The sequence below is a fragment of the Paenibacillus sp. R14(2021) genome (genome assembly GCF_019431355.1).
Classification (GTDB): domain Bacteria; phylum Bacillota; class Bacilli; order Paenibacillales; family Paenibacillaceae; genus Paenibacillus_Z.
The window spans coordinates 4,870,214-4,890,982 of record NZ_CP080269.1 but is presented as its reverse complement, the minus strand read 5'-3'; the positions used below and the strand labels follow the sequence as shown (position 1 = coordinate 4,890,982).

Below are 20,769 nucleotides of genomic sequence, written 5' to 3'. Positions count from 1 at the left end.
CCTGTCACTAGTCAAGGTCAATCATCTTATAGGCATGCATATGTCCGATAAACGCGGCCTCCGCCGCATCCGCATCGCCCGAACGCAGGGCATCGATGAGCAGGAGATGCCAGTCAGCCAGCACTTCGGTCGTATAGTGGCGATTGCTGATTGCCATGAACCGCATCACCTTGGTGCGCATATGGTTCCACAGCTCCAGGACGGCCTGATTGTCGCAGCGTTTATAGAAGAAACCGTGAAAATCCATGTCCAGCTCCAAAATACGCAGCATTTCATTTTGTTTATTGGCGATGTCCATCTCGCTGATAATGCCTTGCAAATAGCTGTAATCCGCTTCCGTTAACAGCGGCATCGACTGCCGGACGGCAAACCCTTCGATAATTTCACGAAGGACGTAAATATCCTTGATTTCCTTGGCCGTAATCGTCGATACGACCGAGCCCTTGTTGGGAATGCCGACAATAAGGCCTTCCTGCTTCAACCGCTCCAAGGCCTCGCGCACGGGTGCTTGGCTGATCTTATAATTCCCGGCAATCTCAGTGACGATAAGCCGGGTACCCGGCTGGAGATCTCCCGAGAGAATATCCCGCTTCAGATCCTTATAGACATGTTCGCTAATCGAGTTAATCGGATAATCGACCTGGCTGCTGCGTATGGCGCCCACTGCTCCTTTCAACATTATCGATTATCGATAATGTTGTGTGTAGCTTTATTATAGGGGCTGCTGCTGGCAGCGACAACGGTTTATTTTGTTGATTTTTGTCAGGCCGCGGAGATCTGCGCACTTGCGCCGAAAGACCTTACAGCGACAGAGGGCAAACGAATAGCCGAGCGAATGCAGGACAACCCTGCGCCTCGCTCGGCTATGATTCGATCCTCGTATTTATCCTATATCATCGTTCGTGACCGAAGCTGCTATGCCTTGCCAAGCTCCTTAGTTGCCGTCTCCAGCATGGCATTCCAGTTCGCAAAGTCCGTCTCTCTGGCAATATGGCGGTCGAACAGCTCTTCCGGAATATTCCGGATGTCATCCCGCGTGTCGACTTGGAACTGACCTTTCTCCAGAAATGCCGCGAAGCTCTCCAATCTGGAATATTTCTTCATAAACGATGCGTTAAACAGCTGCTCGAGCGGCACATTGTTCGGATCCTCTTGCGCCGTCTTCTGCCCTTGTAATTCCTTCAGCAATTCATCGAATGGCATTGGCTTTTGCTTTCTCAGACGCTCACCCCTAGACTATTTGATCGGACAGTATGGTATACATCATCTACCTAAGCCGTTCCTCTATTGAAACCGGCTTCGATAACGTTTCGAAGTCCACCCTTCACGTTACCATGACGATGCTTCATTTAGCAATACCTATCTGTCTATCTTTGACGGGTTTTCCGCGCTTGAAACCTATGCCGTAGCAAGGTTTTGCGCTGCTGCCCCGCATGGCAGGTTAGGTGAGGCGCTGCTAACGGCGCAGCTTGAACGCGGTTTGATTGCGTCCGATCAGATGTCCGCTGCCCTTTCATGACCGCAATCGGCGCCAGCGGCCTGCGGCTCATCTCCAAGCCGCTCACCGCGCTCAATCTCCTCCTCCGGCTCCAAGCGGTCCAGCAGCTCCCTTGCTTGCCTGATTCGAGCAGGGTCCAATGCGTTGTTCTGAAAGCCGCTCATGCGGACGCCTGAACCCATATGAACCTCGCGGACGCCGGTATTCCTGACGAAAGATTCCAGCGATTGAATCGTTAGGCCGCTGCCGGCAAGAATCGTAAGATGAGTATTCTGCGCAAGCCGAACCAGCCTGCCGAGCTCTGCCTCCGCATCCAGCGCGCTGTACATGCCTCCGGAGGTTAGGACGGTTCTTATCTGCGGGTAACGGCTCAGCACCTCAAGCGCTTCCGCCTGATCCCGCACATCGTCGAATGCCCGGTGGAACGTGACGGCGAGGTCGCCGGCAACATCCAGCAGGCGGCGAAGATTGTCTTCGTCCACGATGCCGTCAGCCGTCAGCGAGCCGAGCACGATTCCTGCCGCGCCCGTCTTACGGATGGCCCCGATATCGTTGCACATGACGCGTATATCATAGGGCGACATCTCGAAGCTCCGGCTGTGCGGCCGAACCATGACCCGAATCGGAATCGTAGTCGAGCCTGCAGCTTCTTCAACGACAGCCAGACTTGGCGTTAAACCGCCTTCCTCTATCGCAGCGATTAACTCGATACGATCCGCTCCCGCAGCCTCGGCGATTCTCGCCTCTTCAGCCGTCGTTGCAATGACTTCCAGCACCATGCTTACTCTCCTGCCTTCCGGAGTCGTTCCATGACGATGCCGAGCGTACGCGCTATGCCGGCGATATCGCCTTCGTCCTCTCCCAGATCCCCTTCGCCGAAGAGAGCCGTCACCAGCTTGGCTCCGGTCGCATTCCAACCTGTCACGAGCATGCCCGGCATTCTCGCCAGCGCTCCCCGTTCCTCTGCCTGCCGAACAGACTGGTCGAAGAAATCAAGAGCGGCCTCCGGTGTCTTCCAGCTGGAAGGCCATACCGTAAACCCCTTATCTAGTAAATGGCCTACCGACGGATAGGCGTCCAGCTTGTCGTAATGCCAGTCACACAGCACGATATCCTTCGGAATAAGGTCCACGGCTGGCCAAATGCCGTAGATATCGCCCTCCCACTCCGAATAGCCCAGCCCTTCCGAATCTATCAGCCGGTCGGCCCACATCAGCATCTGGAGCCCGCGTTTGCGGACGACATGCTCGTAATAGTCGTTGGCCGCTTTCGCGAACAGCTCCGCTTTGTTCTTCCCGCGGCAGCGGGGGCAGCCTTCGTCCGCGATCGCGAACACCTCGTCCATCCCTACATGAAGCGCATCCGCCTCGAACGCGTCCACCAGCTCATCCATGAGGTCGAACACAAGCGCGTTCACGTCCGGGTGCGACGGACACCAGCTCGGGCAGTAGAAATCCGGCCACTTCGCGTCCGTAGAAACATGAGGCGTTTCGTCGAATTCGGGATGCGCGCGCAGCAGCGAATTTCTAGCGCCGCCCCAGCCTTGGTGACCCAGGCAATCGAACAGCGGAATCAGACGGATTCCGCCTTCCCGGCACAACGCCGACAGCTCCCGCGCATCCTGGCGAGTCAGCGTTCCGCCGGACACCTCCGGATGGGAGCTGAATTGAAAATTCGTATTCACTTCCAGAATCAGCACATTTACGCCCATCGGCATCAGTGCCTCGGTAATGACTCGTTTTAACGCATCCACGTCCTCGTGAGATCCAAACCGCATATGAAAGCCGCGCAGGCCCCATTCCTTATTCATCCCTACCCTCTCCCTCCTGATGTAAACCGCCTTATCCTACAAGACCTGTCCGTTCTACGCCTTCGACGAAATACCGCTGCACGAAGAAATACATGACAATGAGCGGCGCGGTTAACAGAAGCACGCCGGTGTTTAGCAGCATGGACTGGTAGACCAGATCCGGCTCCTTGCCGAGCACCGAGCCCATATCCATCAGCTGCGTGGAAAGCACCTTTACTTTGCTGAAGAAGAGGGATACGTAATAGCTGTCGTTCCACTGCCACACGAAGGAAAACAAGACGACCGTCACGATTGCGGGCATGGCATTCGGCAGCATGATGCGATAGAACGTTTTGAAAATCCCCGCTCCGTCCACGAGCGCCGCTTCTTCGATTTCCTTCGGAATGCCCCGGAAGAACTGCCGGAAGATAAAGATATACAGCCCGTTCTTCAGTCCCATTCCGGTCGCGGAGGAGATGAGGAACGGCCAGAATGTATCGATCAGATTGAAGCTCGACCTGTTTGAGAACAGCCCCACCAGGCCGAATAAATCAAAGTAACGATACGTCAAGTAGAGCGGTATCATAATCGTCTGCGGCGGAACGACGATCGTGAAGACGACTAGGCCGAAGAGCAAGCCGCTGCCTTTGAACTTCAACCTTGCAAAAGCGTACGCCGCAAGCGCGCAGGTCGCCAGCTGAACGAGCGTCGTGCCTGCCGAGATCAGAAACGTGTTCAGCAGCGTCGAGAAATAATGCGTGGCTTCCATCGCGATTTTGATATTATCCAAGGTGAAATGTCTCGGAATCCAGAGCACGGTCGGATCGTAAATGTCCACCTTGCTGCGGAAGGCAACCGACAATCGAAGGAACAGCGGAAACAGAATACTAAAGCAAAAGCCGGCAACCAGGACGGCGCGTACGATTTTCCACAGCCATTGCTTGGATTTCTCGAGCGGATTGTACTTGGCATGGAGCATCTCCGCATAAGCAGCAGGCGATTTCATGGGCGTTTCCTCCTCTATTTGCCAATTCGGCGAGCCATCATGAGACTACCTTCGGCACGCATACCGAAGCGCAAACAGATTGGCCAATTCCGACCATTCGGTCAATCGTAATAGAAGACCTTTCGCGAAATCAGCGTCGTGGACACAGCCAGAATGAAGGCGACCAGCAGGAAGTACACCCAGGACATGGCGGCGCTTTGGCCGAATTCGAACGATTTGAATGCCGTTTCCGAGATTAGCGCATTGATCGTATTGTGATTGAACGAGTCGATAATGGAATAGACCGTATTCGTGAGAATCAAGGGCGTCATCATCGGAAACGTGATTTTCCAGAAGATTTCGTAACCGGTGGCCCCTTCGATCCGCGATGATTCGTACAGGGACGGCGAGATTGACTGCAGCCCTGCAAGGAAGATGAGAATTTGCACGCCGGAGGAGCTGATGATTTCATAAATCCGGTCCACCGCGCCCGTAATGTAATTGACGAACACGGGAGCAAGGCCGGAGTCCAGCATCATCTTCTTCAGCTCGAAGCTCTGCATCAGATTCCCGCTGTCCTCTCCTCCGCCGGAAGGAGCCGAGCCCCCGACAAAGCTGCTGATGTCGAGGTTCGCGATCGCCGCCGACGCAAGAATGACGGGCAGGAAGAAGATGGCTCGCGCCATCGCGCGTCCGGCGAACTTCTGGTTCAGCAGTACAGCGGCAAACAAACTGAAGATGATGATAATCGGCACGTTGACAACCATGTTCGTGATGGATTCCGTAAGTTTCCGAGGGAAATTTGGATTCGTCGTGAACAGGTTGCCGTAATTCTTGAAGCCTTCGTAATTGACCGCGAAGCCGCCTTCCACCAAATGAATGGAGCTTAGGCTGAAACGAAAGGATTGAATAAGCGGCAATATGAACAGCATGACCATGCCCAGTAGGAGCGGCGATACGAACAGCACCCCGAACCAAGCCTTCTTCTGCGTCAAGGTCAATGGTTTCCTTAACATCTTATTCACCGCCTACCCGGTAGCCCTCGGCCTCGATTTGTAAGCCGTTCACCGCTACCGCTGTATGATTGTAGTTAATCGTGATGGTCGTCCCGTTCCCGAATGTCGTCTGGACGATGCCGGGTGCCAGCTTCTCGTGCTTGACGATCATCTGATTGCGCACGCTGCCGAGAACGGTCTTGCTCTCGTTATAGAGCTTCACCGCTTCATCGAACCAGCTGCGGTAGCCGAGCCCGTACAAGTCGTTATAGTCGGTATCCTTCACCTTGGTAGAATCACTGTAATACCATTGGTAGAAGACGTTCGAACCGGTCTCCAGCCCTTGAAGCATGGACAGTCTCGGATTCTGAAGCTCATCCATGTTAAACGGAGCACCCGCCAAATCGTAATAACCGTGAAGGGCAATCTGATAGAATGGAATGTCCTCATCCGTAATGTTCATACGGCTGCTGCGCACCGGCGCGTTGACAATCACATCGGCGTACGGCAGGCTGTAGGCGTTGCCGCCGTTCACCATCAGCGAGCCCGCCTGCTGCTTCAGCTTGCTCGTCTGCTTCGCGATGGTCCGCAGCGCATCCTGCCTGTTCACCGTCTTTCCAGGGTCAAAGTCCGAATTCACTTCATTCCCCATATCGCGCAAGGACAAGCCCTTGTTCCCCGTATCCGCATAGTCCGACAGAAAACGGTCCACCTGCTTAGGCAGTACCGCGGGCGATAGAATGTAATGCGAGAACCGCTCCGTATCCTTGGCGTACATCACCGGATCGTACCGATAAACGGCCGCTTTGCTGCGGTCCAAGAACGTTGCCGCTCCGGCAGCTCCTTTATACTTCTCCAGAAAAGCCACATCCGGATAGAAGCCGATTCCGTTCTGCTTCGCGTAAGCGGTCAGATCCCGGAATCCGCTGCTGCCGCCCAGCGCGCCCGTTATGCTGATAGAGGACGGGGACGAATGATTGATGCCGCCGTTAAACCAGCCGACGTAACGCAGATCGATCTTGTCGACACCGGCTTGCTTGAGCTGCTTCAGCAGAGTCTGCGCCTCGTCGAAGCTCGTTAAGGATTCCGTGGACGGATACGGAATGCCGAGGAAGGATTTGCGCTTGCGAAACGCCCCGTCCAGCTCCAGAATAAACGGCGCTTCCTCCGCATCGTCAAGCGGCTTCAACTGATATTTACCGGCCAAATAGGTCCGGTACTGCTCCGCCATGCCGACGTAATTCGCGGCCGCTCCAGATAAGAACGCATACCTGAGCTTCAGGCTGCCTTCGTAGGTTTGGCTCTGAAACATCGGCACGGCGCTCGTCTTCGTGCCCGAGGTCAGCGTGTAAAAATCCATCGCCGCCACTTGAAATTTGCTGCTGACCGCGTTGTAGGAATCGTTGCGTCCGCTCACGTCCGCCGTGATGCCTGCCAACGCGTCGCCGTCTTCGATAATCCCAAGCATTGCATGGTCGTTCTGCTTCATGCCGAACACCGGGAGTCTTGTGATTTCATTGGTTTGGATATGCTCCTTCACGTCGAAGGAGCCGTCATTGCCGTATACGGGCAAGCTGTACGGCTCTGCTTGCTGCTTGCCGCTGTTCAGATGGATTAGCGCTCCCGAGCCGTCGGGAACGAACAGGTAACCGGATTTGTCCGTGCCCGCCGCGCCGAAGAATTTGAGCACCTGCACGGTTGCGAGCGGATAGGCCTTGTTGTAAGCCAGCTCCTTGCCTGGAACCGATACGACCAAGTGCTCACCGTCCAGCGTATATTCCACAGGCACGGTGAACTCCGCGTTCGCGGTTTCGGACGCATCGCCGGCTCCGTTCTCCTTATTGTCGCGCGCGGCTTCTTCGGCCGTGTAGCCCGCCTTCTCCAGCGTGGCGGATATCTCCTCCGCCACGTAATCCTGCAGCTTGCGGACGGTATAGATTTGCTTCTCTTCATCGAGGCTGAACTTGAACGCCACATCCTCGCGCGTGTCCTTATCCTGAATCCGGTCCAGGATTTGTGTCTGGAACCGTTCCTTGCTGATCGCTTTCGGAATGTTGGCGTAGCCCTTGGCGATATTGCCGATATGGTAAACCACCTTCAGCCCGTTATCCTTCGCCGAGATGTCGAATTGCTTCTTCGCCACGCTGTCGTCGTAGCTGTTGAACGTATTGACCTGCCCTTTATCGTTATAATAGGTGACCAATACCTGCGAGGACAGCTCCGACTTGTACAGCGGCGAAGCTTTGGGATCCGCTTCCCGCCCAGGGGGATTCGAGAACCAGCTATAACCGTCGCGCTTATCCTTGACGGCGATTTCGGCCGTGGCTCGATTCACGTACAGCTGCAGCGTATCATTCTCGGCGGCCTTCTCCATGGCAACCAGCGCCTGAATTTCCTGCGGCGTGTTCGCTGACGGAGGCTCGTGCTGTCCCTTCGCTGCGGGCAGCCGCAAAGCCGCTGCCTGCGAAGCCCCTTTCTCGGTCTGCAGCGCCGGCGGCCCGCTGCCGTCGCTTGCCCGCCCGTTGTCAGCTCCCTGTTCCCCGTAGCCGACAGACCCCATTCCGATTCCGATCATGCCGCCGATCAAGCATGCTGCGCAAAGGATAACCGCGGCCCTTCTCTTCTTCTCAGCCAAGGTGGATCCCTCCTTTCCTGCCTTTTACACCCGGAATGAAATTTCCTTATAGATGGATATCGCGAAGCTGATCATCTGCTGAAGCATGCTGAAGAATAGGACGCCCAGGAAAATGATGATTCCCATGACAAGCAGTGTGAGCAGCATCGTCACGAGCGTCTTGCCGGCGGAATATTGATGCACCGTCATCGTGCCCGTGAAGAGCAGCCAGACGAACCACAGCATCGCGATCGCATCCAACAGGTAATAGAAGGCGGTTTCCCCGCCGGTAATCATATTGCTGTACAGCGTTTGCGGTAGATAGATGATAACGAGCGGCAGCAGTGCATAGGCTGTCGCCATGACGATTTCCTTGAACTTCCCTTCGCCGTCCATCAGCGTTGTGAGCGACCAGTTTGCCACGCACCACAGCAGGAACGGAAGCACGATGAACTTCAGCTCATTCAAGCTATTCAACTGCTCAGGGTTATTGAAATTAACGACAAACCCGCTGTACTGCCGCTTGATGATTGCGGCAATGACAAGCGCGGCCACAATGCCGAGGGCGACCTTGATTCTGCCTTTATGCTCGTATTTCATCTCCCAAAATCCGTTAAAGGGATGCAGCATCGTGTAGAACGGGTTGCGAATGACGCCGAATTCCTGATAGTACTGTCCCTTGGCCTTCATCCGGCCGCTGAGCTTCACGGCTGTGATCAAGCAGGCCGCCAGCAGCGCGGCGACGAGCACCAGTGTGCCAAAATGCTGCAGGACGACGTCCTTCCGGTACCGCTTGAACGCCTCCGAGTAGTACTCCCGGTTATTGCCCAGCTTGAAATAGGTCATCGCTTCGCGGTTATCGCCCTTCTTGAGCAGGGACTTGCCGATGCCGATATAGGCGACGTCGAAGTTGCCGTTGAACTGCAGCACCTGCTTCCAAGCGGCGGCCGACTGCTCCGTCTTGCCGCCGTAGAGCGAGCTCACCGCTTCGCGGATCTCGGTTCCGTAACGGGTCGGCTTGAAGAGCGACAGCCGGTTGTTATCCTTATCCAGCACCAGCATGCGGTCGCCGAGTATCTCAATGGCGGAGGGCGTGCGGAAGTTGCTCTGCTGGCTCCCCAGCCCGCCGAATTCGTAAAGCAGATTGCCATCCTTATCGTAGGTGAATATCCGTCCCCGCTTGGCATCCAGTGCGCTGAACATGCCGCCCGTATCCGCGATTACGTCAACGAATATCGAACTGCCGGGCGAGCTGCCCGTTTCGAGCGTTCCGTTATCTCCCTTAGGCGGGAAATACCCTTTGCTGCGCAAAATATCCACGCCCGATGGATTCAGACGCTTGATCGGCCGGTCGGAATTTTCTTCCGACGTTGACGTATAAATAAAGCCGTCTCCATCGATATCCAGATTGTTGAATTCGAGCGGAATGAACTGCTCCATCTGCTGGCGCTGCGCTTTGGTCGAAATCCGCTTCCAGAACAGATCCACCGGACTGAACTTCACGCGGTTCGTCCCGATAAATCCGTTAAAGCCGCCATCCGCGTCAAACTCCATAATGCCCTCGTAAGACCCGCGGGTAACGACGTAAATCCGCTGCGCTTTATCTACTGCTACCTTAACGGGGGTATATTGGAAGCCTTCGCGCAGCAGCGTCGACTGCGGCTCCTTCACGATTCGGAGCAGTCCGCCCTTGTCATCCAATTCGACAAGACGGCGGTTCTGGGTATCCGCCACATAGATATGGCCTTCCGGATCGCTGAACACGCCCTCCGGCTGATTGAAGCCGTCCTTCTTGCCGTTGTTATCGAAGCCCTGAATAACCGCCTCAGCCTGCAGCTGTTCATTCAGCACGATGATCCGGTTATTTCCCGTATCGGCGATATACACCTGCTTATCCTGACCGACGAACACATCCTGCGGCGACGACAGCGAGCCGACGTTCCAGTCCGCCCCGACCATCACTCTATCTAGCGTATAGGGATTGGGCGACGGGACGGGATGCCCCCAATAGGAGTAGTTATAGGTATCGCTTGCGGAAGCCGTAACAGGAGCGGCCGCACCGATTAAGAGCATAACGATAAATAACGCGGCTATAATTCTTCTCATCTGCTGCTCCCCCTGTTATTCCTTCAAACCCGATGTAGACATCGTCTGAATGATATTGCTCTGCGTCACGATGAACACGGTGATCGGCACAAGCATCATGAGCAGCGTCACAGCCGCTACCGGGCCCGTTCTTGCAAGGCCGCCGTTTGCGATTTGCCCGAATACGTAGTCAACCGTCTTCAGCTGCTCGCTGTAAATGTATTTATGGCTCGTCACGGAGCCGTTCGTCCACAAATTCTGCAAGGAGAAAATAATAAGCGTCAGCCAGGCCGGCTTCACGATCGGCATCACGATCTGCCAGTAAATCCGGTACTCGCTAGCCCCGTCGATCTTGGCGGCTTCCAGCAGCGCATCCGGAATTTGCTCCATGAACTGCTTCATCAGATAGAGCCCCAGCGTCATCCCGAAGGCCGGCAGCAGAATCGCCCAGAACGTGTTAATGAGCCCCAGCATGGAAATGATCATGTAGTTCGGCACCTGGGTCACGTAAGACGTGAACATCAGGGAGAGCACCACGAGCCCGAACAGGAACCTTTTGCCCGGAAACGTGAGCTTGGCAAGCGGGTACGCCGCTGCGGACGCAATGACCACATGGCCTGCTGTGCCGACTATGGCAATAAAGAACGTATTGAACACGTATCTGGAGAACGGTACCCAGGAGTCGCTGAAGATGCCGATCAGATCCGAGAAGTTCTTGAAGGTCGGGTTGCGCACGAACAGCTTCGGCGGAAACGAGAAGATTTCATCCAGCGGCTTGAACGCGTTGCTGATCGTAAATACAAGCGGCAGCGCCATAAAGCAGGCGACCACGGCCAGCACCAGAAACAGAAGAATATCTCCCGTCCACGAGCGGTTCAGTCGTTGGGGCAGCTTCAATGACAGTCTCATTTTCTCTAATCACCCACTTTTGCCAGCAGCTTCTGCGTCAAGAGATTCGCTCCAAGCATAATTGAAAACAATACGGTGGCAATTGCCGAGGCATAGCCCATCTCGAACCGGATGGAGCCGTAATCCACCAAATGCGTGACGATCGTATGCGCGGAATAATCGACGCTTGGAAAGCCGATCAGATAAATCGAAATTTCGGCGACCGAGAAGGCCGATGAGATCTGGATTACCGCTCCGAACATCAACTGCGGCCTCATGGCCGGCAGCGTGATAAACCAGAGCTCCTGCCAGCGATTGCGGATGCCGTCGATGCTTCCCGCTTCATACAGCGTCCGGTCCACGTTCTGCAAGCCGGCGATGAAGGCAAGGAATGCCGTTCCCAAGCTGAGCCACAGCTGTACGAGAATTAGGATGCCAAGCACGAAGCGAGGATCCTGCAGCCACTGAATCGGCTCCAGAATGAAGCCCCACTTCATTAAGAAGGAATTGGCATACCCGTACGAGTCGCTCGCGAATAACAGCTGCCAGATCAAGTACGTATTGCCCGCAATCGACGGCGCATACAGCACCAGCGTCAGGAAGGCCCGCAGCTTCGGCTGCAGCTCGTTGATGAGCCACGCGAACAGGAAACAAGCCATGTAGCTGACCGGGCCGGTAATGGCCGCGAACAGGAACGTGTTCTTAATCGCGATTAGGAAGATGTCGTCCTGCACGAATAACCGCGCGAAGTTCTGCCAGCCGATCCACTTGGGCGCTTCCAGCAGGTTATAATTCGTAAAGCTGAGCACGAGCGACAGCAGGACCGGAACAATCGTAAACGTCCCGAAAATAATAAAATAAGGCGCCATCAGCACATAAGCATGCTTGTTTTTCTTCGCTTCGATGAACAGGCGCGCCCATTTGGACATCAGCCATGTGCCCGTCTCCGCGCTGCCTGGTACCTTCCCCCTTGCTAAGGGGCGTTCTGCGAGCTGCTGTTTCATATCAAGCCCCTCATTTCTCATAGGGAAGATTAAATTCTTTGCGTTTCAAGGTCATTTCCTCGTCCATCGCGCGCACGTAATTCTCAAGTGTCTCACGTGGATCGTCTCCTTGCACCACCACTCTGCGGAACGCATTATCGATATTGCGTCCGGTTAAGTAGCCGCCCGGCACTTCCGGAATCCCCTGCACCCACTGCATCTGCTCCTGCAGCTTCTGATAATCCTTGGTCGGCCAAGGTAGCCTTCCCAGCGCCTCCATGTTAGCCGTTGGATATCTGGCCGCCGCTCCCATCCGGATTTCCATTTGGCGACCGAAGGCAACCTGCGTGTCCGTGCCGGTCCACCACTTCATGAACGCCCAAGCCGCATCCTTGTTCTTCGTATGCTTGAACATGACGGTGGACGATCCTCCGCTGCCCACCTCGCGATGAATCGTGCCGTCGCCTGCGTCCGTTCCCGGAACAGGGGCGAAGGACCAGAGCCCTTTAATCTCCGGCGCAAACACGCTCAGCTTGTTATACATCGTGTAATCCACGATCCCGATCGGCATCTCGCCCGTCCGGAACCGGTTCGCGAAATCCACGGCAATCGGAATTTTATAATTCACGTAGAAGTCCGTCCATTGTTTGAACTGCTGAATAGCCGTCTCCGAATCCAAGTCGCTGGCCTTTCCCCCGTCCTTATAGAACTGTCCGCCATGCTGGAACAGAAACATCGCCATGGCGGGATTCGGCGGCAGCGTGGCGATATTGGTCGTCACCAGATCGTTGCCCAGCGAATCGAGCGGCTTCTGCGGGAGACCGAACTGCAGGTTATGCTTCTGCAGCGTCGGCAGCATATCGTAGACATCCTCCCAGGTTTGCGGCACCTTCAGATGCAGCTCATCCTCCAGAATATCCGTCCTGTAAAACAGCATCGGAAACGTCTGCTGCTCTGGCAGGGCGTAATAGCTCCCGTTATATTCGTAAGGGACCATCGCGCTCGGATTGAACTGCTTCCGCACCTGCTCGAAGTCCGGGAATTTCGATAGGTCCACGACCGCGCTGCGGCTTGCGTAGTTCACCGGCAAGTCATTGCCGACCTGCAGCGCCACATCCGGGCCTTTGCCCGCGACCGTCGAAGGAATAAGCACGTCTGCGCCAACCAGCTTCAGACTTACGTGGATGCCGGTTTTGGCGGTGAAGTCATCGTCCACCAGCCGCTTGATTACCTGCGCCTGATCCCGTGCCGAAGTGACCCAGACGGATACGCTGTCTCCGCCTTCATCCACGCCGGAGAAGTCGTCGTAATTCTCATAGAAGGAAGCTAGGAACGCCTTCGTGCTTGAGGTGAACTTGGTCCATGCGCCTGCCTCCGGATCCGGAAGCTTGTCGTTCGGCGTGCCGACGATGAGATAGTCCAGGGAAACCGGCTGTTCATTTACCGTAAGCATCCATGAACCTAATGAGCCGACATTGGTCTTGAAGGCATCGATCCGCGAAGGAACCGATTCCGGATTGTCGGCCATATCGTTTAATTGATAGGCAATCTTATTAATAATGGCGGTACGCTCATTGCCGTCGCCAGCCGCTCCTTCCATCCGTTTGGCAATGGAAGCGAGCTGAACGCTCTGCTTGCGGAATACCTCGGTCATCGTCGGAATCCGCTGCTCCAGATTGTAATCGCGGTAGGCATCGGGCACGGTTCCGGTATAGCTGATAATTTGCCGGTACATCGCATTAAGCTCCAGGATGCTGGACTCCACCGAACGCAGAATCGGCGCCAGTCCGCCGAGCGTCACTTCCATACGAATGCGGTGCTTGCCCTTGGATAGATGAAATAAATACGGCTCATCCTTGCCGGAGCCGATCACCTTCATCTGCCAGGACGAGCTGTACGGAAACGCGACATTGCGGAGCTCCTCGAAGGGCAGCTCCCCGTCGATGTACATGGTGCGCAAGGCGGACATGCCGCGCAGCGAGTTTTGCCGGCTCTTCAGCGCGATCTGGTACAGCGCATCCTGCGGCACATCGATCTCCCATTCGATCCATTGGCCCGGAAGTCTCCACGCCCAGCCGCCCATTGCATTGTTGCGCAGCTTCGAGACATGAAAAGGCTCCAGCGCCGGACTGGAACGGTCGTTGTACGGCAAGAGATTCGGCGTTGATTTGTACAGCGCCTGCTCGGCCTGCAGCTTAATGGACACCGCTTGGGCCGGTTTGTAGCCTTCTGCTTTATACCTGCTCGCCGCTTCTTTATAAGAGGGCGTGATTTGCGGTGTGGACAGCTTCAATTGATCGATGACCAGCGGTTCCTTCACCGAGGTCAGCGACAGGGTATGCTTGCCTGGGGAGAAATGAAATAAAAAAGGCTTCTCGTAAAAGCCCGTGCCATCCTTAATAAGGGTATCCTGCCACATCGGCGCTTCCACTTGATTAGGGGCCAGATCGTTGCCGCGGTCGTCGCGGTCAAAGGTTTGATGCTCATTCGTCCATATGCGATTGAAAGTCAAGCTTCTCGCTTCGGCAAACGGAAGAACGCCGTCGATCCGCAGCTCGCGTTCGATATCGGATTCTTTGCCCGGTTCCGTATACAAGCTCATCCCGATGTTATACAGGCCATCCTGCTTGACCTCAAATGTCCATGTCATCGTGCCGGAGTCTCCGGTTCGGACCGCCTTGCCCGGCTTGCCCTTGTAATGTTCAAGCACGGCCGGCTCCATCCCTTGAGCCTCTATGTAATTCTCGCCTTCAATAACGACGTCCTGCGCGGTTGCTCCTTTATCGTCGTATTGAGCCAAATACGCTTCGTATCCGCCTTTTTTAAGCACGCCCGTCATTCCCGTCCGTTCCTGGCCTGCCGCAGTGCCGACAGTGCCGACATCCGCAGACACCGCATCGCGGGGTGCCTTGCCGGGCAAGGAGAAGGCGACGTACGCAACAGCCGCAGCCGATAACAGAAGTAAAGCAGACACTTTTCGCCGCATTGGTTTCCCCCTCCTCTTGAGCAGTACCCCTAATCCCAACGTTTCCGTGACACTGAAACGGCGATTAGGGGTACCTGTCAAGAGATGCTATCTTTTATTTGCTGTCCTGCAGCAGCTTGTTGATATTGGCTTCGAACTGCGGTTTTACTTTGTCTACTGCCGTTGCCGGGGATACTTTGCCTGACGTAATATCCTTCACGACGCCTTCGAACAGCTTCTCGCCGTCCGGTATGCCGTAGTAAGAGATATACTCAATATTGTCGGCCATTTGTTTGCGCGTATCGAGTGACTCCTTGCTCGGGTAAGCCGTTTCCCACGATTGCTCGGACAATTTGCGGCCTTCGTCGTGCAGACTGATTTCATCCAGGATTTTAACGGCAACTTCGGCATTCTTCGAATACTTCGACACCATGTACATGTTGCCGAATGGCGTGTAGGATACGTATTTATCGGCTTTCGGGCCTTTCGGGAAGAACACGTAGCCAAGCTGCTGATCCTTCATGCTGTCGATCAGACCGCCAAGCTCCCAGCTGAAGCCGGCGTAAATTACGCCTTTGCCCGCGATGAACTCTTTGCTCGCGTCCTCCGGAACAGGCTGCATGATCGATTTGTCCGTATTGTACAGATCCGATACGAATTGCAGCGCTTGCGTGGCGTTCTCGCTCGTCAAGGAGAACTTGATCTCGCCGTTCTCGTCTTTATCCAAGGCGCCTTTGTTCGTATACACCAGCTGCTCGGCAAAGGCTTTCGTTTTGCCGTATGCGCCGGCAACGCCGAATACATCGGTTTTTCCGTCGCCGTTCGTGTCTTTGGTTCCTGCTTTGGCGAACTCGCGGAATTTCTCCCATGTCCATTCGCCTTTTTGCTGCAGCTCGTACGGATCCGGCAGACCCAGCTTCTGCACCAGCGTCTTGTTATAGAACATGCCGTACGGGGAAGGCGAAGAATCCGTCATGCCGTACTGCTTGCCCTTGTAGCTGCCGCCGGTTTTCATCCAGCCGATGTATTTGGGATCGGACAAGTCCAGGTAATCGTCGACAGGTTGAATGAACTCCTTATTGACGAGCTGCGGGAACGACCAGAAGAGCTCGAGGCGAACGATATCCGCGAACGGCGTTCCGGAAAGCGACGTCGTCGTGAAGTTCTCCACGTATTTCCCGTAGTCGCCGAATTTCACGAATTCGATTTTGGCGTTATATTTCTTCTCCGCTGCTTCGATCAGCTTGATTTGCGCTTCTTCCGCAGGGCCTTTCTCTTTGACTGTTCTTGGGTCCGCATCGTCGTACCAGACACCGATCTTGATGGAAGCGCCTTTGAGGTCGTAGGGATTTTCTGCAGGTGCAGCGGGTTCTGCTGCGGCAGGCTCGTTGGCGGCAGCCGTGTTATTCACTTTGGCCGGTTCTTCCGCGCCCGCGTTATTGCCTGCGTTTTCCGTCTTATTGCTGGAACAGCCTGCTGCCGTAACCACCACGGTCGTTGCGATAAGAACCGAAGAGAGCCATTTGAACTTGTTCATTTAAAATCCCCCATCATCCGTTTAGGACCGAAATTTTAAAAACCTTATGACTGTTTCTTGGCTGCGGAACCCAAAAGCAAATCCGCTTCTCCCTCCTTGCCGCAATCTGGATCGAATGAAAGAATGCGCTTTCAAACCTGACACGAAAAAATAAGCGATACTACCCAAGGACAAAATCGATCCAGTTATCAATGAGCCTGATAACGCCCTCCTGCTGCAAGACTTGCTCTAGAAGGAAGCTGAAGCTTGATTGCACAGCCGGAATGCGGCCTTCACCGTTTCTCCTTATGTAATTAGATATACCTTGCCTATCGCTTATAAAAGTTATTATAATCGGACATCAAATTATTGTAAATATAGAATATACTTTATTTCAAAAATATTGAAGTAACTTATACTCAATAGTAAAAAAGGACCACTAACCATCATGGTTAGCGGCCCTTAATTCTCTATAATTGTATGCACAGTTGGCTTAAAAACGCTATCCGATCTGTCCCTGTATGGACAAAATATCGGACGGCGCAGCCGTTGAGTCGCGTTCCACCCAGCCGACAGGCACCTTCACATGATGATGCGCGGTATCTGTCCGTTCGATCTGACGGACGATCAATTCCGCAGCCATGCGGCCGATTTCGTTGTAGTTCTGCGAAATCGTCGTAAGCGGCACTTCAACATGCCGGGCAATCATATGATCGTCGAAGCCTACGATCGACAGCTGCTCCGGTACGCGAAGACCCATTTCCAGCGCATTCTTAAGCAGATCGACGGCAAGATGATCATGCTCGGTCTGTATAGCCGTCACGCCGGCCTGAATGAGCTGCGCGATCATGGCTCTATAGAAGTCCTTCGCATTCGCGGGCTTGACGTCGCGATAGAAGTCGGTCAGCACAATCGTCGGATCGATCGGGATCTTGTGATCCTTCAGCGCCTTGCAGTAGCCTTGATAACGGTCTCGAACAGAGCTGCGGAATTCAATACTGATGCTGGATACGAAAGCAATTCGTTCATGGCCGAGCTCGACCAGCTTGTTCGCGGTCATATAGCCGCCCTCGAAATTGTCCGAAACGACGCTCGTAATCGGCAAGCTATCGAAATATTGATCGATCGTCACGATCGGGTAGTCATTCCAATGGATCGCATGGATCAAGTCAACGTTGCTGATCGTGCTGATAGGATACAAAATAATCCCGCTCGGGCCGTTCTTCGGCACTCTAAGCAGCAGATCCTTCTCCTTGTCCTTGCTCCAATTGCTGTCATGAATGCTTAAATAGTAGCCCTTGGAATCGAGATAATCGGAAGCCCCTTTAATGGAGTCTACTTCGCTGGTCGCCATATAAGGCAGGATCATGGAGATAATGCGATTCGAATTAACCAGACCCGCTGCCGGTCCCGGACCTTCCGCAGGAAAGCCCTCTTGTTTCTTCACGTAGCTGCCGCTTCCTCTAATCCGATAGATCAAGCCTTCCCGTTCCAGCTCGATCAACGCCCGTTTCGACGTGATGCGGCTGACGCCGGACTGCTCCGCCAACTCGACTTCCGTCGGCAGCTGCTGGTCGGGCGAATATTCGCCGGAGCTGATCTTCTCCTTAAGTCCCTCCATGATCACCACGTACAAGGGCTTATTCTCGGCTGACATAGAACTCACTTCCAGTCCGTTCCAATATTTCACATTCTCCATTGATTATATCAAATTGCAAGATTATAATGCAAATTAAATATATCAAATTTCCTACTATCTCATCAAGGAGCGATCATGTCGATGAATAACGGCCTTGTACTGGATTCAACCTGGAGGGAAACCGTTCGACAGAAATTTGAGCGTAAGCAGCAGCTTGCAAAATCCAGACATGCGCAGCTCTTCCATGTGTTCGACGAGCCGCTGTCCGAAGAAGAACGTTTTCTGCTTCAATTCCTCTACGCTTACATGCCCATGAATGATTTGGCCGATTATAGCGGTGAATTATTCCTCAGCCATGTTCGTACCACCTTGTTGATTCGCGGCCAGGTGCCTTGGGGCATGTCGATCCCCGAGCATCACTTTGTTCATTTTGTCCTTCCCTATCGGGTCAATAACGAGAATATCGAGGACAGCCGCGGGCTGCTCTTTCAGGAACTAATCGGGCGTGTGCAAGGACTGTCATTGACCGAAGCGATTCTCGAAACGAACTACTGGTGCCATGAACGAGCCACCTATGTCGGCAATGATCCGCGCACCGTCTCTCCCCTGACCTTAATGCGCACCACGCTCGGACGATGCGGGGAACAATCGACCCTCGCTGTCGCCGCGCTCCGCAGTCTCGGTATCCCTGCCAGACAATGCTATACGCCTCGCTGGGCGCATTGCGATTCTAATCACGCCTGGGTGGAAGCATGGGATGGGCATGCATGGCGTTTTCTTGGCGCATGCGAGCCGGAAGCCCGCCTGGATCAGGGCTGGTTCAAGGATCCGGCTGCCAGAGCGATGCTCGTCAACACCCGGGTGCCCTCCAATTACCCCGGTCCCGAAGAAATCACCCTTGCCCATCCTTGGTATACCGAAATCAATTTGCTGAACCATTACGCCCCCAGCAAGACCATTAAAGTACATGTCGTCCACGCAGACGGAACGCCGGCCGAAGCTCAGCTCAGCTTCCAGCTGTATAACTTCGCTGAGCTCTCCACCATTGTCACCAAGCAGAGCGATGCCAGCGGACAGGTATCTCTGACAACCGGCTTCGGCAATCTGTTCGTTCATGCCGCCGGCCCTGGGGCTTGGAATACGATGGTCATTCACCCCGCTGACGCGGATGAATTCACGATCGTGCTGAATGCTGGACTCGGAGATAGTGAGCTTGTGCAAGCGTTCGATATGGTGCCGCCGCCTGCTGCCGAATTGGGCAAGGAGGACGTTCCCGTGCACGAGCAGCTGCGGAATCAGGAACGCGTACAGGAAGGCGCGCGGATTCGCGCCGACTATGAAGCGACGTTCATGAATGAGGAAGCCGCCAACCGGCTTGCAGCGGAGCTGTCATTGCCGGCAGACCGGGTATGGACGGTGATCAGCCGCGCGAGGGGAAACAGCCATGAGCTTGCCTTGTTCTTGCGGGAGCAATCGCCCGCGCACGGACATTGGCCGCTGACGCTGCTGGAATCGCTGAACGTCAAGGATTTGACAGATACGCTCCGCCCAGCCCTAAACGATCATCTGAACGGCGCGCTGCCGTTCCTTGATGCGCATGATCTCGACTTCGTTGCGTCATATCTGCTCTGCCCGCGGATTCATTACGAGATGATCGTTCCTTACAAGCAGCGGTTTCAGCAGCGCTTCACGCCGGAAGAGCAGATGCAATACCGGGAGGATCCGCAGGCGCTGTACGACCGGATTGCCGGTGAATTCGAAGTCATCGAGGACATGAATTATTTTAACGGCTCCGCGACTCCGATCGGCAGCTTGGAGCTGGCCAAGGGCGACCGGCTTAGTCTGCATATTATGCTCACGGCAGCGGCTAGAAGCGTCGGCATTCCTGCCCGGCTTGATCCGAACGACCGCCGGCCGCAGTATTGGCAGGATGGGGCTTGGATCGATTATCGGCTCACTGCTGTATCGGAAGCCGCAGCTTCTCTCGAGCTTGGGGCTTCGCCCGAGCCGAAGGCTTCACCCGAGCTGAATGCTTTATCCGAGTTTCCCGATTCATCGCTCGGCTTCATTCAACTTGTCAGAGCTGGTAATGAGGAGGAGCAGGAAGCCGCCTACTTCAACAACTTCACCCTTGCGCGCTGGGAGGACGGCCTGTTCAAGACGCTGACGCTGCCATTCGGCAAGAAGGACTGGTGGGATTCTCCGCTAGAGGTGCTGAGCGGTCGTTACCGTTTAACCACCGGAACGAGAATGCAGGACGGAACGGCCAAGGTGCGGCTGACTTATTTCCAAGTGAAAGCCGGGGAATCTACGGAGGTTGCGTTGGTCTTTCGCCGGGAGGAGGAGGAGGAGGTTCCCGTCTTAGGCGCGGCGGCGATGACAACCGCCCTGTTCTCGCCTGAAGTCCAGCTTGACCTCGCAGCGGGTACGCATGGCGCGATTGTGGCCTGGATCGAACCCGATCGCGAGCCGTCGAAGCATCTGCTGCGCGAGCTCAGAGAACTGGCGCCCGCCTTCGATGCATGGGGCGGCCCGATCTTGCTGGCTGCCGGGGAGGATAAATTGACAGCCTCCTTCACTTTGGACCGGGATACGACCCTGCCGCTGCACGCTTCCTTTCACAAGGATCCCGGGTACATCGGACTGGATGCGCTCACTTCCGATATGGATAAGCGTCCTTCAGCGGCATTCCCCGTCGTGTTTGTCTTGGACGCTAAGGGGCAGATTCGCTACTTCTCGACCGGGTATAAGCTGGGGATCGGCCGCGAGGTGCTGGATGTGGTTGGGAGAATGTAGGTCGGAGCGCTACGCG

Annotated in this window: 14 protein-coding genes; 1 reads left to right on the top strand and 13 read right to left on the bottom strand. The window is 54.9% G+C overall.

Annotated elements, in window-relative coordinates:
- Positions 1-7: 7 nt before the first annotated feature.
- The 13 genes from KXU80_RS22630 to KXU80_RS22570 all read right to left on the bottom strand — a co-directional run bounded on the left by KXU80_RS22630 (position 8) and on the right by KXU80_RS22570 (position 17,975).
- Positions 8-664, bottom strand: coding sequence for a GntR family transcriptional regulator (locus tag KXU80_RS22630; protein WP_258171114.1), 657 nt, complete (start codon positions 662-664; stop codon positions 8-10).
- A 251-nt stretch (positions 665-915) separates the two neighbouring features.
- Positions 916-1,203, bottom strand: a complete 288-nt coding sequence (locus KXU80_RS22625) for a hypothetical protein (protein WP_219835414.1) — start codon at positions 1,201-1,203, stop codon at positions 916-918.
- A gap of 291 nt (positions 1,204-1,494) precedes the next feature.
- The gene (locus KXU80_RS22620) at positions 1,495-2,277 is read right to left on the bottom strand and encodes a copper homeostasis protein CutC (RefSeq protein ID WP_219835413.1); all 783 of its coding nucleotides are present in this window, start codon (positions 2,275-2,277) and stop codon (positions 1,495-1,497) included.
- A 2-nt stretch (positions 2,278-2,279) separates the two neighbouring features.
- Complete coding sequence (locus KXU80_RS22615) at positions 2,280-3,308, bottom strand: family 20 glycosylhydrolase (protein WP_219835412.1); 1,029 nt, start codon at positions 3,306-3,308, stop codon at positions 2,280-2,282.
- Positions 3,309-3,339: 31 nt separating this feature from the next.
- Positions 3,340-4,293: a carbohydrate ABC transporter permease gene (locus tag KXU80_RS22610; RefSeq protein ID WP_258171113.1), complete on the bottom strand. Its 954-nt coding sequence runs from the start codon at positions 4,291-4,293 to the stop codon at positions 3,340-3,342.
- Between the two features lie 101 nt (positions 4,294-4,394).
- A complete protein-coding gene (locus KXU80_RS22605; protein ID WP_219835411.1) occupies positions 4,395-5,288 on the bottom strand; it encodes a carbohydrate ABC transporter permease in 894 nt (297 codons plus the stop codon).
- A 1-nt stretch (position 5,289) separates the two neighbouring features.
- Entirely contained in the window at positions 5,290-7,902 is a 2,613-nt protein-coding gene (locus tag KXU80_RS22600; protein WP_219835410.1) for a DUF5696 domain-containing protein, read from the bottom strand.
- Between the two features lie 24 nt (positions 7,903-7,926).
- Complete coding sequence (locus KXU80_RS22595) at positions 7,927-9,987, bottom strand: YIP1 family protein (protein WP_219835409.1); 2,061 nt, start codon at positions 9,985-9,987, stop codon at positions 7,927-7,929.
- Positions 9,988-10,002: 15 nt separating this feature from the next.
- Positions 10,003-10,875 carry a carbohydrate ABC transporter permease gene (locus KXU80_RS22590; RefSeq protein WP_219835408.1) on the bottom strand — a complete coding sequence of 291 codons (873 nt, stop codon included), beginning with the start codon at positions 10,873-10,875 and terminating at the stop codon, positions 10,003-10,005.
- A gap of 5 nt (positions 10,876-10,880) precedes the next feature.
- Entirely contained in the window at positions 10,881-11,783 is a 903-nt protein-coding gene (locus KXU80_RS22585) for a carbohydrate ABC transporter permease (RefSeq protein WP_219839175.1), read from the bottom strand.
- Between the two features lie 85 nt (positions 11,784-11,868).
- On the bottom strand, positions 11,869-14,823 hold the full coding sequence (locus tag KXU80_RS22580; protein ID WP_219835407.1) for an extracellular solute-binding protein: 2,955 nt from the start codon (positions 14,821-14,823) through the stop codon (positions 11,869-11,871).
- Between the two features lie 94 nt (positions 14,824-14,917).
- Positions 14,918-16,339 (bottom strand): ABC transporter substrate-binding protein, encoded by a 1,422-nt coding sequence (locus KXU80_RS22575; RefSeq protein ID WP_219835406.1) that lies wholly within the window; start codon positions 16,337-16,339, stop codon positions 14,918-14,920.
- A 481-nt stretch (positions 16,340-16,820) separates the two neighbouring features.
- Entirely contained in the window at positions 16,821-17,975 is a 1,155-nt protein-coding gene (locus KXU80_RS22570) for a GntR family transcriptional regulator (RefSeq protein WP_219835405.1), read from the bottom strand.
- A gap of 123 nt (positions 17,976-18,098) precedes the next feature.
- Here KXU80_RS22570 and KXU80_RS22565 point away from each other — a divergent pair, with 123 nt between their 5' ends.
- Positions 18,099-20,753 carry a transglutaminase domain-containing protein gene (locus KXU80_RS22565; protein WP_219835404.1) on the top strand — a complete coding sequence of 885 codons (2,655 nt, stop codon included), beginning with the start codon at positions 18,099-18,101 and terminating at the stop codon, positions 20,751-20,753.
- Positions 20,754-20,769 lie beyond the last annotated feature (16 nt).